The organism is Spirosoma fluviale, assembly GCF_900230225.1.
In the GTDB taxonomy this organism is placed as follows: domain Bacteria; phylum Bacteroidota; class Bacteroidia; order Cytophagales; family Spirosomataceae; genus Spirosoma; species Spirosoma fluviale.
Window position 1 is genome coordinate 357,834 of the sequence record NZ_OCNH01000006.1, and the last position, 13,980, is coordinate 371,813.

Annotated in this window: 15 protein-coding genes; 6 read left to right on the forward strand and 9 right to left on the reverse strand. The window is 50.9% G+C overall.

All coding sequences use genetic code 11. From position 1 onward, the window contains the following. Window positions 1-113: 113 nt before the first annotated feature. From CRO74_RS31725 to CRO74_RS26490, 3 genes are all read left to right on the forward strand, one after another. Complete coding sequence (locus CRO74_RS31725; RefSeq protein WP_179830312.1) at window positions 114-266, forward strand: hypothetical protein; 153 nt, start codon at window positions 114-116, stop codon at window positions 264-266. 37 nt (window positions 267-303) lie between these two features. Continuing rightward, window positions 304-777, forward strand: coding sequence for a hypothetical protein (locus tag CRO74_RS26485; protein ID WP_097130474.1), 474 nt, complete (start codon window positions 304-306; stop codon window positions 775-777). A gap of 240 nt (window positions 778-1,017) precedes the next feature. After that, on the forward strand, window positions 1,018-1,443 hold the full coding sequence (locus CRO74_RS26490) for a response regulator (protein ID WP_097130475.1): 426 nt from the start codon (window positions 1,018-1,020) through the stop codon (window positions 1,441-1,443). 338 nt (window positions 1,444-1,781) lie between these two features. Here CRO74_RS26490 and CRO74_RS26495 read toward each other — a convergent pair whose 3' ends face one another. The 9 genes from CRO74_RS26495 to CRO74_RS26535 all read right to left on the reverse strand — a co-directional run bounded on the left by CRO74_RS26495 (window position 1,782) and on the right by CRO74_RS26535 (window position 10,623). Beyond that, a complete protein-coding gene (locus tag CRO74_RS26495; RefSeq protein WP_097130477.1) occupies window positions 1,782-2,336 on the reverse strand; it encodes a hypothetical protein in 555 nt (184 codons plus the stop codon). Window positions 2,337-2,416: 80 nt separating this feature from the next. Then, on the reverse strand, window positions 2,417-3,733 hold the full coding sequence (locus tag CRO74_RS26500) for a sensor histidine kinase (RefSeq protein WP_097130478.1): 1,317 nt from the start codon (window positions 3,731-3,733) through the stop codon (window positions 2,417-2,419). A gap of 260 nt (window positions 3,734-3,993) precedes the next feature. Beyond that, a complete protein-coding gene (locus tag CRO74_RS26505) occupies window positions 3,994-4,608 on the reverse strand; it encodes a hypothetical protein (protein WP_097130480.1) in 615 nt (204 codons plus the stop codon). Between the two features lie 44 nt (window positions 4,609-4,652). Then, window positions 4,653-5,177, reverse strand: coding sequence for a hypothetical protein (locus tag CRO74_RS26510; protein WP_097130482.1), 525 nt, complete (start codon window positions 5,175-5,177; stop codon window positions 4,653-4,655). A gap of 11 nt (window positions 5,178-5,188) precedes the next feature. After that, the gene (locus tag CRO74_RS26515; protein ID WP_097130483.1) at window positions 5,189-6,343 is read right to left on the reverse strand and encodes a zinc-dependent alcohol dehydrogenase; all 1,155 of its coding nucleotides are present in this window, start codon (window positions 6,341-6,343) and stop codon (window positions 5,189-5,191) included. Window positions 6,344-6,384: 41 nt separating this feature from the next. After that, window positions 6,385-6,762: a hypothetical protein gene (locus CRO74_RS26520; protein WP_097130485.1), complete on the reverse strand. Its 378-nt coding sequence runs from the start codon at window positions 6,760-6,762 to the stop codon at window positions 6,385-6,387. A 130-nt stretch (window positions 6,763-6,892) separates the two neighbouring features. Further along, on the reverse strand, window positions 6,893-7,672 hold the full coding sequence (locus tag CRO74_RS26525) for a hypothetical protein (RefSeq protein WP_097130486.1): 780 nt from the start codon (window positions 7,670-7,672) through the stop codon (window positions 6,893-6,895). Between the two features lie 252 nt (window positions 7,673-7,924). Further along, a complete protein-coding gene (locus tag CRO74_RS26530; RefSeq protein ID WP_097130488.1) occupies window positions 7,925-9,520 on the reverse strand; it encodes a M28 family peptidase in 1,596 nt (531 codons plus the stop codon). 101 nt (window positions 9,521-9,621) lie between these two features. Then, window positions 9,622-10,623 (reverse strand): lysylphosphatidylglycerol synthase transmembrane domain-containing protein, encoded by a 1,002-nt coding sequence (locus CRO74_RS26535; RefSeq protein ID WP_097130489.1) that lies wholly within the window; start codon window positions 10,621-10,623, stop codon window positions 9,622-9,624. 120 nt (window positions 10,624-10,743) lie between these two features. On the opposite strand from CRO74_RS26535, the gene CRO74_RS26540 reads away from it, so the two are divergent. The 3 genes from CRO74_RS26540 to CRO74_RS26550 are packed head-to-tail and all read left to right on the forward strand — an operon-like array spanning window position 10,744 to window position 13,980. Beyond that, entirely contained in the window at window positions 10,744-12,831 is a 2,088-nt protein-coding gene (locus CRO74_RS26540) for a DUF7657 domain-containing protein (protein WP_097130575.1), read from the forward strand. A 10-nt stretch (window positions 12,832-12,841) separates the two neighbouring features. Next, a complete protein-coding gene (locus CRO74_RS26545; protein ID WP_097130491.1) occupies window positions 12,842-13,573 on the forward strand; it encodes a glycosyltransferase family 2 protein in 732 nt (243 codons plus the stop codon). Beyond that, window positions 13,573-13,980, forward strand: a complete 408-nt coding sequence (locus tag CRO74_RS26550) for a DUF2304 domain-containing protein (protein WP_097130493.1) — start codon at window positions 13,573-13,575, stop codon at window positions 13,978-13,980. Before CRO74_RS26545 ends, CRO74_RS26550 begins: the two co-directional genes overlap by 1 nt.

Consider the following 13,980-nt stretch of genomic DNA (forward strand, 5'->3'; position numbering starts at 1 on the left):
ACTGATAATTGACTGATGGGCAATGTGTACCCTTGTGGGTTGAGGTTAGCTCTTACCGGAGCACCTCTCTGTGTCTACTTCTATTGATCACCGACTAGTAAACAGATTCAATTATGGCCAACCATCAGAAAGATATTAAAAAAGTAGCGACCAAAGCGCCTAAGAAACAAGGTGCAGTTAAATTACCTAAGTACGCTCAGCGCGAAGCGGCCATTACCACTGGACTTGTGCCACCCTCGGGTAAGGCCGCCACAAAGGGTAAATAAAGCTCGACGCCAGTTCATTATTTTTAACAATATTGATATGTTATACTCTGATAATCAAGTTGAACAACGCTTTAGCCGGATTCATCAATTGCTGGATTCGCCCGAGTTCAAACACGATGCGGATGGAGTAAATCCATGGCAACCGAAATTTGCTGAATTAATCATTCTGGTAGATTACATACTGCTACGAGCGCAGCATGAAGGCAAGCGAATCGACTTTTACGAAGGTGTGGGTGTTCACGGTAAAATTCAGGATATTACCTCGCTGGTGAGCTGGCTGCGTGCAGGTTTACCAAACATCAGCGTGAATCCACAGGTGTACGCTACTAATCCCCGTTTCAATTGGTACTTCAATCGAGGAACGGGCTATTTCGCTAACGGCGTATTCTTTACTACTGAATTTGAGGGTGATCTCGCCTTTTTCCTGGATGACCAACGCATCTATTTAAATCGGCAAATTCGGCGGGCAATTGCGGAAGCCGAATTGGCTTTGCAAGGGACGTCAAACTAGTTGTCCTGTTTATACCCAGTGCGCTTATCATCCAACGCTACCCTTCAGGAAAACCCTGAAGGATGGTGATCTAAACAATCACTCCACAATAAAACACCGTACTCTTCTTGCCATAGCAAAAGAGTACGGTGTTTTGTTGTGGAATTTTATCCGTTGCGTATATACTCTCCGGAAGTCGATCCATTCCTTGTATATTACAAGTCTCACTCAGTTTATGACCCTACCGTTACTGCCTCTTATATGAAAACAACCTACAATGTTCTGGTCGTTGATGATGACTACGATGACCAATTTCTCGTTAAAATGGCTTTTGAGAAAGATTCAGGCCGTTATATCGTTCAATTTGCTGCCGATGGAACGGATGTTCTGGAAGGTATCGAAAGCCCCGCGTTCTTACCGGACTTGATTTTGCTGGATTTGAACATGCCCGTTATTAATGGGTTTGAAGTACTCTATCATTTAAAGCAATCGGTTTTTTATCGCCACGTTCCCATTGTTATTTTAACGACGTCGTCTAACGAAGCAGACATAAACAAAGCTTACCAGTTGGGCGCCAATACGTTTATTACTAAACCGCACAACCACCAGGAACTAGTTCATCTGGCCGAACAGATACGACTTTACTGGTTTGAACTGGCTAAAATTCCAACTCGCCGTACCAATTGATTGCCCTCGGGTTAGAGGGTTCCCGTTAATATTGTTACTACCACGCTGGTATCACTCCTCCAATCCTTGTAAAGTTGCCGTTCGGTTGGACCATGTATCCATAGAAATTTCTGCTGTCGACCCTCATCAAGCCATAAAGTCAGGGTTGGCGTGGATGGGCAAACTATGAATTTATGGGAGAAATCGCAGCCTTTGTATTCATGTATATCAACATGCAGTATCCGTTTGGTTTTGGTCGAATCAGATATGCATCTCGTCTGGCTAGTTGTAGAGTATAATTGGTTTGTCAAGTAAGTTAGAAACTTCTAACGCTATTTACATCCTGATAGCTACTCTTGTTATCGTACAGACGGATCATTATTAATCTGCTGTAAGCGAATCATGTTCTTCTGGCGATTTAATTTGGTCTTTCTGTACATACGCTTATTGCTCTTAAGAAGGGAATCATACTGATCATTCATGAGCAGACGTAATGACTCGTTCGACTGGCTGATCAACATCAACGACTTTCTTTTTTCCAGCGACACAATCATCTTCTCCAGGTGAAGCAGCATATCGTCATAGTAGGCATCCAGATGAAGGTGCCAGCTTATAAATTGTTGCTGCCTGAGCGCGATTGATGAGTTAGTTTGGTCGTTGTTGCCGCTGTTGTTCAGAATCAGCTCCCACTGACGTTGCAACATGCGGATATGAGCCTGAATAGGCTCACCGTCGATGGCTTTTATCGGAACATCAAGCCGATCCTGACCGTCCACAATGGTAGCTTCCTGCAAGATCCAGTTATCAGTAACGAGCTGCGTCAATAACTCAAAAGCCAATTCATAGTCGTCGACCCAGTACCCTACATGAGCACATTCAACGCCTTCATAGATTCCATTTATAAAAAGTAACATAATTGTGTGACGCTAAATTCTGAATAGATGTTACCTGACAGATAGCTTGGGTATAGGTAGATAAGAACGGTGAATTCAATTCAGGAGGAAGGCTGCATAAGCATACGAACACGGAAGAGCGTTCCCCGACCCGGCGTCGATTCAATTTCCAGACTAGCGCCTATTGATTCACAAAGCCGCTTGACAATCTGTAAGCCAATGCCTTCTCCTTTGTCCGTCAATGCGCCGGGTGGCGTTTCCGTTAAGGGATCGTCTGGTACTCGGTGTTCGTCGTTTGGCAAGGCTGCTGCGGGTTGAGCCGCATCCGGCGCTAGTGTGCTGGTTTCCTCAACAATGGGCTTGAGTTGCTTATGAAATACTTCCAGCAAACCCGCCGGTAAGCCCGGCCCTGAATCCTGAACGCTGAAGCCCCATCGCCAATCGTTCTCCGCCGACCAGGATATGGATATCAGGCCGGGGCGGTCTGGAAGAGAAGGGGTATATTTCAGCGCATTCGTCAGTAAATTCTGCGCAATGCGGTATAGCTTGAGCCGGTCTGTTTTTACCACCATGGAAGCCGGACCATCGGCACGCAGGATAAGGCTTCGCTCGGCAGCGATGGGCTGAACACCCGTTACCAAATCGGTTAACAGGTGAGCGGCATCAAACTCCTGTAGTTGTACGGGTTCATGACCAGCCTCCAGTCGGGCCAGGTCCATCAGGCCCGTAAGCAGTGACTGAACGTTCGTAAGGTTACGCGTCAACATGTCAGCGTACTGCTGCCTTTCTTCGGGGCTTAGGTCGTCCATCTGTAAAAAATGGGCAGCCCCCATACTCAGGCTCAGGCCGCTTCGCAAATCGTGCGACGATGTTCGCAAAAAATCGCCCCGCTGCCGGGAGAGGTCTTCCATCTCCTGCAGGGCCTGTTCCAGGCTGGCGGCCCGGTTGGCTGCTTCCAGCCGCTGAAGTTCATCGTGCTTGGTGATACTGCCCAGCATAGTTTCGTGCATGAACACCAGAACTTTTTGCTGCACCTGTAAAATAGCATCCGGTTCCGATTGTGGAAACAGTTGACGAAAGAGCTTTAATTCATCAAATATAATGACGGATAAATGACTCAACTCGGTTAATAAATCCGGCAAGTCGAGCGACTTTTGCCAGCGCTGCAAGCCATGAGACTGTGCTGCTATGGCCGGATTTACCTCTAACTTTTTCCCCAGTAACTGTTGCTCTAAGCTATCAAGAATAATAGGGACAATATTGTTGAACTCTTCACGACTAAGTGCTGATATTTTCTTGAGAGAGGGGTCTGCCTCGCAAGCTGTACGCCAGTTATTTAACAGTGTTTCCCGCCGGTTAAACAAAAACGCAGCTATTTCGTCGAGCGTGTGTGAATAATCAAACGAATGGTGAGCCATGCCAAACAGAAAATTAAGAGTTATGCTCTCATCTTATGGCTTTAGTATAAAGATGAATAGGTTATACACACACTTAACTAACAAAGGCACCAAGTGTACCGAAAAAATTGTGTAAGCTGAGGAAACGGCTCAAATAAAGTCAAACAAATAAAGTGATCAGCCAGTTAGCAGGCATCAAACAAAAAGGGTTCATCAACCTCCGGACACATGGTGTCATTATGGTTAATAAACCCTTTCTGTTGTACCATTGACGATTGGTATTATAAATGCACCAGGTAATCGGTCAGGAGTTGCCACTGTAACTTTTGATAAAAGAGCCAGCCTCCTTCGGCAATGACGGTGTTTACCAGGGCGCGGCCAATACTACCGGCCTCGGGCTGCTGGTTGTTAATGCTTTCGTCCTTCCCAATTTCGGCAGCGCGAACCGTATTGCCCAGCAATTCGACCCGAAATGTGCTACGCGCCTGTTCGCTAAAGAAGTGCTCCGTTTGTTCCGGATGGCTGCTGCCGGGGTCATGGCTTGGCTGGACCGTGAACTGCACACACCTTGCGCTGGAGGCTACCTCCGTAACATGTACCCAGTTTTCGGGCATAGGGCCAGGCAACAGGATTTGAATAAAGTCGCCCTGCTGTACCGGCCCGTTAGGCTTCTCCCTGCCGGTGGAGTCATACAACGAAAAGTCGGCGGTGAAAGCGGATAGCCCCGACCAGCCATTCACATTCAGCAACTTCTCCACCGACCGGGCAAAGGCTTCCCGGGCGGCAGCTTCGTCAGGAAAGGTATTCTGACTGGAATAAGTCTTGTCCTTACTGGCATCACCCTGAACCGCTTTTGTCTCGTGCTGAAGCTGATCGATGGCTGGTTTAAGTTTCATAAGTGGATTGATAGCATGGGTAATCTGCCAGCTACTGAATGGTGTTAATTTGAAATCGTCTTTTTCAGCCTTGTGAAAGCCGTTTCTTTCTTGTTGCGATTGATGAACGCAAAGACAAGAGCGGTAGCGGCTACACCAATCACTACATTCTGTACCAGTCCGGCGCGGTTGTGCTTCCAGTCGGCTTTCCAGCCTTTTTCAGCAAAAATATTCGGAATATGCCCGTGGGCTAAATCATCCACAATACCTTCTACCACATTGACGCGGTCGGCCAGTAACAGCGGAAGCCAGTGGCCGTATTCTGATTCACTGAACCTGAACGCAAACCGGCGAATGACGCCACTCAGACCCGATGGGGGCGAAGAGGTACCAAAAACCGCCGTCAGGTTCGGACGTTCGTTAGAGTGAAGAATTTCTACCGTTTGAACTTGTTGCGGGGGCCTTTCCCAATTTAGCCGCTGGTGGTCGTCGCCGGTGTAGTTCTTAAGCGGGTATGTCGGCTCATTGTTGGGATCGGCATCTATTCCCCAGCCGTTAATATGCGAGTAATCGGTTGCTGTTGGTTCCATAATGCGCGTTGTTATTGTCTGGCGGATGGGGGGATAAGAATGGGCTTGATGCAGTTGTCGAGTTTGGCCGAAAAGATGTGATAAGCATCCGATACTTCTTCCAATGGAACGCGGTGCGTTATAATCTCTTTCGGATTCAGCCGACCCGCCTGGATATGGTCGATGAGCCGGGGCAATAGCCGCTTGACGGAAGCCTGATTGGCCCGGATGGTAATGCCTTTGTTAACGACGTTACCTATGGGGACGAGGTTATCCGTAGGACCATAAACACCTACAATGGAGACAATGCCGCCCTTCTTGACCGAGTTTATAGCCCAGTGAAGTGCGGTCGCGGAACCCGCCTGAATCATCAGTTTTCGGCCCGTAATGGTCTGCAGGGCGCTACCGGCTGCATCGCCACCCACGGCATCGATACAAACATCAGCCCCAAACCAGTCGGTGGTTTTTTTGATGAACAGAACCGGATCTTCCATTGACCGAAAGTTGTAGGCTTCGCACTGCGCGTACTTCTTGACAAAGTCGAGCCGATATTCGAGGTGGTCGATCACAATAACCCGTCCCGCACCAAACAGCCAGGCCGATTTAGCGGCCATAATACCCACCGGGCCAGCTCCGAATACGACCACAGTATCGCCTTTTTTTATACCGCCCATCTCGGCTGCCTGATAGCCAGTGGGTACGACATCGGTGAGCAGTACGGCATCGTCGTGGTCCATCCAGTCGGGAATGATTGTCGGGCCTACATCGGCATAAGGAACCCGTACAAACTCGGCCTGTCCGCCGTCGTAGCCGCCGGCGGTGTGGGAGTATCCAAAAATGCCGCCTACTGCGGTGGCTTCGGGGTTGGATTCGTGGCAGTTGCCGAATAGCCCCTGCTTACAAAAGGCACATTTACCACAGGCAACGTTAAAGGGTACGATCACGTTATCGCCTACCGAGAGATTCTGAACCGACGACCCAATTTCTTCCACTACCCCGATAAACTCATGGCCGAAGGTCATTCCAACGCGTGTGTCGGGGACCAGCCCGTGGTAAAGGTGTAGATCGGACCCGCAGATACAGGAACGGGTGACCCGAACAATGGCATCGCCCGGATGCAGGATTTCTGGATACGGTTTTTGGGCGGCCCGGACTCGGAACGGCCCCCGATAATTCATAGCTAGCATACGCGTGTTCGTTCGTTTAGTTGTTGTTTATCTGTTGAAGGCTACTGGTTGCTCGAACCCGAACCTTTGGGCGGTGTGCCTCCCGATTTTGTACCGGTTTTAGTGCCCGACGAGTTGTTTCGTTTAGCGGTAGCAGGTGCCGATGCGGATGCCGATTGCCCCCGGTTAACCGTTGGTCCGCCCGTGGTGGAGGTCGACCCGCTGGCTATGGCTCGTTTCTGTTCTGCGTCTTTATTATAGGGAACCCCATTGCCCATCGTCTGGCTCGTATTGGCCTTTCGGGCATTATTCTGAGAAGAGTTTCCCTGTCGTCCGGCGTTGCTGCTGTTGCCGCTATATTTTCCTCCGGCTGCCTGGGCGTTAACGGTGGCCACACCGATCAACAGGGTCATGGCCAGGGTGATGATGATAGTTTTCATAGGTTATTTACTCAAATGAGTCGGTTTAGATACAGACACTTATTGAAGCGCTGTATCTAAACCAACTCATTTGAGGCATCTATTGCCATAAGAAGTAAGGGAACGGTACGGTAAGAACCGGGAGATAGACCTACCCGTGATTAGCGTCGCTGGGGTCGTCGAGGGAGTTGGTAATTAATTTAGCGAGGCTGATGGCTCCCTGTTTTGCTTGATCAATGCTACCGGGCGCCTGTACGACAACGCTGAAAACGTGATTGTTATACAAAACGTGCAGTGCTTTTTTGCCCGGTTCCCAGATGGCTTTATCACCCACTTCGGTTACGGCTTCGCCAGTTGCCGTGTTTTTGGCAGGTGTAGCAATGGGCGGACTTGGAGCGGTGATACCTGCCAGCGGAGCCGATGGGTCGCCCCCTCGGGTTGAATCCTGCTCCGGAGTAGTGGACTCCGTCGTAGCCGGGAATTCGGCACCGGTTCCTTCAGGTGCGGGGCCGTAAATTGTTGGCTTAGGCTGGTTAGCTTGTTCCTCGGCTACATTGGCCTGTGGTTCAAACAGCTTGTTAAAATGATACTCAGACTGAAACGTAGACTCAAACGGCTTCTTGCTTTCCAGATAGAAGGCAATTTTGTTGTTCCCCCAGCGAAGTTCGCAGTTGTTAAGCCCGCTGTACTTCGCCAGTTCGACGTCTTCGCCGAGTTTGAAGAGGTTCTTGACAAACTCTTCGGGCAGGTAGTTGCACCGTTCCTGATAGCGATAATCGGTGCTGAGCAACCAGGTACCGCTAACGCGTCTGGCTAGTTTACTGTCGGCGTCTCCGGCACCGGCGGCATTGAGGGTTTCTAAATTATCCCGACTTTGGGTGGAACAGGCAGCCAGGCACAGTCCCATAAATAATAGCTTTACTTGTTTCATCCGTTTTTTAGGTCAGACTGGAGTAGAACACCGGTTGTACTTGACGGATGCAATCCACTCATCAACGGGTAAACCCGCAGCAGCTGGCAAAGAGGATAAAGTTTGCTCGAATTGTGAGGGAAAGGGGAAGTACAAGGAGTTAGGAGTGAGGAGCGAGAAGTGAGGAGGGCTGGCGCACGCTGTGCCGCCGGATGGCTCCTAACTCCTAACTCCTAACTCCTCACTCCTAATACTAATACTAATACTACCTTCCTACTGCTTATTACTATCCACCACCAGGCGCTGCTCGCGGTTGGCGATTTCCCAGGCGGTGTAGAACACGAGCCGGGCGGATTTTTCGGCCAGTTTGAAGTCGATCTTCTCGATGTCGTCCGTTGGTTTGTGGTAATCCGGGTGTAGCCCGTTGAAATAGAAAATAATGGGAATCTGGTGCTTGGCGAAGTTATAGTGATCCGAGCGGTAATAAATGCGCTGGGAATCCTGCGGATCGTTGTACTTGTAATCCAGCTCCATGTTAATGTGCTTCTTGTTGGCTTCCTCGCTGATCTTGTGCAGATCCGACGAAAGCTTGTCCGAGCCGATCACATAAATGTAATTGTCGGATTTGCCCAGGTGCAGGTCATCGACGCGGCCTACCATGTCGATATTCAGGTCGGCCACGGTTTTCTCCAGCGGAATAACCGGGTTCATGTCGGCGTAGTATTGCGAGCCGAGCAACCCTTTTTCTTCGCCCGAAACGGTCAGGAACAGAATGGACCGACGGGGGCCTTTGCCGGCGGCTTTGGCTTTGGCAAACGCCTGCGCAATTTCCAGAACGGATACCGTTCCCGAGCCATCGTCATTCGCGCCGTTGTTAATCTGCCCATCGGCGCTGATGCCAATATGGTCGTAATGCGACGAAACAACCAATACTTCGTCTTTCTTGTCCGTTCCCTCAATGAAACCCAGCACGTTCGACGATTCGGTTTTTTCATCGACGCGGTCGGCTTTCACGGCTACCTTGCCTGCAAGGGTCGACGATACGGGTTTAGCTGATTGAGCTACCTGGGTCATGGTTTGCGTTAAGGTAGCGGTGGTTGTATTCAGCAGACTGGCAGCCATGTCGGCAGTGACCAGAAACACACCCATTGTCCCTACATTTTCAGCACCAGCCTTCAGGCTGAGCCGGTTAAACCGAGCCTGCATGGCACTACGCTGGGTGAGCAACTGCTTGAACGCTTCTGCGGATTCGGCCGAAACGATGAACAATTGAGCCACGCCTTTCTCCTTAGCCAGCAAACTTTTGGCCCGCCAGCCGTCCGGGCCACCCCATTTAGAGGCTTCGGTGGTGCCACTGACTAGTTTTTTGCCATCGGCGGTTTTTGGCTCATCATCCAGGATTACGAGCGCTTTGCCTTTCAGGTCGCGCCCGGCATAGTCGTCGTAATTGGCGTCGCCGATTCCATAACCTGCAAAGACCGTTTCGTAGCTTGTTTCGGTAGGGAGGTACAATAGCCCATTCGGCATGAAGTCTTTGGATGGTTCGAAGCGTTTGCCGCCTGCGCTGACGTAGAAATCTCCCCAGTTTTTCTTGTAAAGCGTGTAGGGTTGCTGATAAACAAGTTTTCCATCGTCGGCCTTGACGATAGGTTTCAGACCCTCGGCGGCAAACTGGGTAGCAATGTATTCGGCGGCTTTACGTTGCCCACGGGTTCCGGTTTCGCGGCCCTCCATGTCATCGGCGGCCAGCACGCGGAGGTGTTTTTCGAGGTCGCTGGCGGTGATGGTATTGGCAAATTTTTCCTGCGCACTACTCACAAAAGGAAGGGAAATGAGCCCGGTGGCCAGCATTAGTTGTTGAAATGTCATGTAACGGATTTGTTTGAGAATCTAATCAATCCACAATATACGATGGTGATAACGATAAATGGAACAGGTTATAGCTAGTAAAGGCTCCGTTTTTCCGGCGTTCATACGTCCCGCTCCAAAGGGGTTGGCTGTTTGCGTTGCTGCACCAGTACCGGGACGATCAGGAAACTCAGGCTACTGAACAACAGGTTGAACCCAAAGCTAACGGCGTGCATGAACGTTGCCAGCGAAACCCCTTCTGTGGTGCTGAATCCATACAGCACCAGCGCCCGGCTGACCAGAAAATGGTAGGTACCTATGCCGCCCTGCGTTGGTATGGCCAGCCCCCCCAGCGAACTGACCGCCAGAATGGTAAGGGCCGCGGTAAGGGGCAGGTGCTGCGTGCTGTCGGTAGCTAGCAGCAGGACATAAGTTGTTAGCCAGGCGAAAACCTGAATGAGCAGGGTAATTGAAACGAACAGGCCGGGCCTGGGAAGTTGCCGAATGGCCATAAATCCCCGGCCGAACCCCCGGATCAGGTTAGTTAATTTCAGAACAAAGGGGCGGTTTTGTGCCGCTGGATGCCTGAGCATCTGCCAGATGATGAGGGCTGCCAGCAAGGCCAGTATCAGGCCCACTACCAGTATCACCGTACCCGGCAAAGCCAGTGTCAGGTTGGAAAAGTACGTTTTTGCCCGGCCGAATTCCAGCAGGATAGTCAGCAGAAGCACAAGAACCAGCATGAACAAGTCGATGATCCGCTCGGCGACTACCGAGCCAAGTCCCTGCGAAACCGGGATGCCATCCGTTTGCTGAAGTGAGCCGCACCGGGTCAATTCACCGGCTCCCGGCACGATCATACTGGCCAGCGATCCGGCCAGGAGTGCCACCGTGGCCCGGAAGAGCGATGGTTTATAGCCAATAGCCTGGAGGGTAAGCTGCCAGCGGGCCGCCCGGAGAACATAAAACAGGCCAATCAGCAGACCTACCAGCCCCAGCAAGCCGTAGTCGGCTTTTCTGAACTGGTTGCCAATTTGGGTCAGTGGTACATCGTTCAGAACATACCAGAGTAAGCCAGTGGCTAGTAAAATCGGCACTACCTGCCGCATGACCCGTTTATTCATGTGGCCAAATTACCGATTTTCGGAAAGAAAATGCCCGATGTTGGCAAACTGGCATGGTATTAGTAAGTTTGATTGCGCGTACTGCTAACCCATTCCGAAAATTCGTTCATTGCCTTTCTTATGTCAAAGAAACAAAAAGGCCGGGCCGCTGTTGTCAGTGCCAGCCCAGCCCCGAAACCCCCGACTCCCGCCAGCCCCACCTCGTCACAGCCCACAACACAACCCGTTGACTCCGACGAGAGTGCGTCTGGTTTTGACTTGATTCGGTTTACAAAGCGGGTGAAAATCACCCTCGGGGTGTTTGTCGGCCTGTTTCTGTTGTTTGTCCTGTTCAAATGGCACTACGTGTCGCTGCCCATCTGGAACACAATTCTGCCCGACGGATCCCCAACCACACGTGGCCTGGTTACCGGAACACCCAAACAGATCCGGATGGACGATTATGCTGTGGCGGCTCCGTGGATTTTGTCCAATGCCACCAACGGCTTTGCGCAGGAAAATGAAGCCATCGGCGGACTGAACTCCTCGCTGATACTTTTACCAACGCATCACGTGGTTACGCTGTTCAGGCCAGGGCACTGGGGATTCATGTTCCTCGACACCGAACGGGGGTACAGTTGGATTTATGACATCAATCCGCTCATTCTGCTGGTTGGTTCGTTCCTGTTCTTCCTGTTGATCACGCGCAATCAATACGGGTTGTCGCTGGTGGGAGCGCTTACGTTGTTATTATCGTCCGGAACGGTTCGCTGGTCTTTTATCCCGTCGGCCATGATCGGGTATTGCTGTGCGGCTTTTGTCACGGTTGTCTACCTGTTACACGAAAAGAAACCGGCGCGGGTGGCCCTTTTTGCTCTCCTTCTCGTTTGGTTAGTCTGTTCCTTTGCCCTGATCCTGTATCCGCCTTACCAGCTGCCCATGGCTTATCTGTTCGGCTTTGCGCTGATCGGGTATCTGGCCAATAACTACCGCAGCATTTTTCCGCTCAAAGCTGTTGTGGTCAAGCTGGCTTCGCTGGCCGTTGCAGCTGGTCTGGCGGGCGTTGTGCTGTGGCTGTTTTTGGGCGATGTACAGGAAACGCTCAAGGCGGTGACCGGTACGGTGTATCCGGGTCAGCGCAGTGAAAGCGGTGGTACAGGCTTTGTGGCTAACTGGTATTCAGAGTATTATAGCTGGTTTTTTGATGATCAGAAAGTGCCTAAAGGATGGCTTAATATTTGCGAATTGTCGCATTACCTTAATTTCGCACCGGTCATTATTCCACTGATGATTCTGCTGTTTGTGCTTAACCGGAAAATCGACTGGATGCTGGCGGCAACGGCCCTATTTGTTGTACTGATGTGGATCTGGGTGGAGGTGGGCTTCCCGTCAGGACTGGCTAAAGCCAGCCTAATGAGTATGGTTCCTACGCGTCGGGCACAGATTCCGATGGGCGTCGGGGGAATTATTCTGCTGATTTCCTACCTGGGGGCCATCCGGGACAGTGCCCTTCGTGACCTGTACCGTCGGGTTCCGGTTTGGGGTAACGCCCTGGCGCTGACCGCTATCGTTGGCTTCGTCGTCTACACCGCCTATGTGAATGTCAACGATTCGGATGGCTTAATTAAGCCCTATCAGACATTCGTGCCGGTCGTATTTTTTGCGCTCATGAATGCGCTGCTGCTGTTCACCATTCCGGTTCGTTACCGGGTAACTATTTTTTGCGCCGGTCTGCTGATTTTTCTGTTGCCAAACCTGAAAGCCAATCCCCTGTCGAAAGGGCTGAGCCCCATTACCGATAATGTATTTTACAAAACCGTCCGGCAACTGGTGGAGCAGGACCCGCAGGCCCGTTGGCTGGTAAATGGTAGCCAGTACCTGACCTATATGGTTACGGCAACGGGGGCCAAACAGATTACGGGCGTAAAATACCTGCCCGACAGAAAGCACGTTCTTAAGGTGCTGGACCCGGAAATGAAGCGGGATTCGGCCTATAACCGATACGCCCACGTAACGAATCAAAGCTACATCAATGGCCGGGATTCGGTGATTCTGTTCAATCAGTTCGAAGATGCTTACGTAATTGCCATGGACCCCTGTTCGCCCCGGATGAAGCAGCTGAACGTTAAATATCAGGTTTTCGACCACCAGCCGCAACCGGTAGAAGTGCGTTGTATGAAATCGGTCGCTACGCTGGGTTCGCTCACTATTTATCAGGCTAATCCTTAGTGCAAGCCAAATGACTCCTCAATCACGTATTCTGGTTATCGTACCCTGTTATAATGAGCAGGGCGCTATTGCCAATGTGGTCCATGAACTGATGGCCGTGCGGGATCGGGAAGGGTATAAACTGGACATTCTGGTCGTCAATGATTGCTCGACGGATAACTCACTGAGTATTATTCGGTCGCTGCCCTGCTCGTACCTGAACCTGCCGGTCAACCTCGGCATTGGCGGGGCCATGCACAGCGGCTACCGGTACGCCTACCAAAACGGGTATGACATAGCTGTACAGATGGATGGCGACGGCCAGCATCCGGCAAACGAACTGCCAACGGTATTACAGCCTATTTTTCAGCAGGAAGCCGACGTGTCCATCGGGTCCCGGTTTATCAGCCGAGAGGGGTTTCAGTCGTCGTTCAGCCGCCGGTTGGGGATTCAGTATTTTCGCTGGCTGAATCAACTACTCATCGGCGAAACTGTACACGACAGTACATCGGGGTTCCGGGCGTTTAACCGGAGAACCATCGAGATTGTAAATCGTTATTATCCCGACGAGTACCCTGAGCCAGAGTCGATTGTGCAGTTTGGTTTGCAGGGGCTTCGCATCCGGGAAGTGCCCGTTCGGATGCGCAATCGGGCAGAGGGTGTATCGTCCATCAACACCAGTCGGGCGTTGTACTACATGCTCAAGGTGTCGCTGGGGATCGTGTTTATGTATTTTCGTCTGAACAATAAACGGCATCGCTGATGGCTTCTGTACCCATAACCATTCAGATTATCAGCCTATTGAGCGCATTGTTGTTTCTGCTCTTTATTTTTCGGCTGATTGTAAAAGGAAAACTGCGCGAGGAGTACTCGATCTTATGGATCGTCTGCACCGTAATCCTGATCATCTTCTCGATCTGGCGGAAAGGTCTTGAACAGATTTCACTGGCGCTGGGCGTATTTTACCCACCTTCGCTGATCTTTCTAGGGGCCATTTTTGCGATTACCATTTTCCTGGTTCACCTGTCGGTTGTGGTTTCCCGGCAGCAGAACCAGATAAAAGTACTGACGCAGGAAGTGGCGCTGCTGCGAAACGAACTCAAGAACCGGCATGTGATCAACGAGCCGGAAACCAGCGCAGCGTCGCCATCGGCGGCTCTTACCAATTGA

Excerpts from the sequence above, each read along its gene's own strand:
- CRO74_RS31725 (WP_179830312.1), top strand. The coding sequence starts at position 114 with ATGGCCAACCATCAGAAAGATATTAAAAAAGTAGCGACCAAAGCGCCT.
- CRO74_RS26485 (WP_097130474.1), top strand. The coding sequence starts at position 304 with ATGTTATACTCTGATAATCAAGTTGAACAACGCTTTAGCCGGATTCAT.
- CRO74_RS26490 (WP_097130475.1), top strand. The coding sequence starts at position 1,018 with ATGAAAACAACCTACAATGTTCTGGTCGTTGATGATGACTACGATGAC.
- CRO74_RS26495 (WP_097130477.1), bottom strand. The coding sequence starts at position 2,336 with ATGTTACTTTTTATAAATGGAATCTATGAAGGCGTTGAATGTGCTCAT.
- CRO74_RS26500 (WP_097130478.1), bottom strand. The coding sequence starts at position 3,733 with ATGGCTCACCATTCGTTTGATTATTCACACACGCTCGACGAAATAGCT.
- CRO74_RS26505 (WP_097130480.1), bottom strand. The coding sequence starts at position 4,608 with ATGAAACTTAAACCAGCCATCGATCAGCTTCAGCACGAGACAAAAGCG.
- CRO74_RS26510 (WP_097130482.1), bottom strand. The coding sequence starts at position 5,177 with ATGGAACCAACAGCAACCGATTACTCGCATATTAACGGCTGGGGAATA.
- CRO74_RS26515 (WP_097130483.1), bottom strand. The coding sequence starts at position 6,343 with ATGCTAGCTATGAATTATCGGGGGCCGTTCCGAGTCCGGGCCGCCCAA.
- CRO74_RS26520 (WP_097130485.1), bottom strand. The coding sequence starts at position 6,762 with ATGAAAACTATCATCATCACCCTGGCCATGACCCTGTTGATCGGTGTG.
- CRO74_RS26525 (WP_097130486.1), bottom strand. The coding sequence starts at position 7,672 with ATGAAACAAGTAAAGCTATTATTTATGGGACTGTGCCTGGCTGCCTGT.
- CRO74_RS26530 (WP_097130488.1), bottom strand. The coding sequence starts at position 9,520 with ATGACATTTCAACAACTAATGCTGGCCACCGGGCTCATTTCCCTTCCT.
- CRO74_RS26535 (WP_097130489.1), bottom strand. The coding sequence starts at position 10,623 with ATGAATAAACGGGTCATGCGGCAGGTAGTGCCGATTTTACTAGCCACT.
- CRO74_RS26540 (WP_097130575.1), top strand. The coding sequence starts at position 10,744 with ATGTCAAAGAAACAAAAAGGCCGGGCCGCTGTTGTCAGTGCCAGCCCA.
- CRO74_RS26545 (WP_097130491.1), top strand. The coding sequence starts at position 12,842 with ATGACTCCTCAATCACGTATTCTGGTTATCGTACCCTGTTATAATGAG.
- CRO74_RS26550 (WP_097130493.1), top strand. The coding sequence starts at position 13,573 with ATGGCTTCTGTACCCATAACCATTCAGATTATCAGCCTATTGAGCGCA.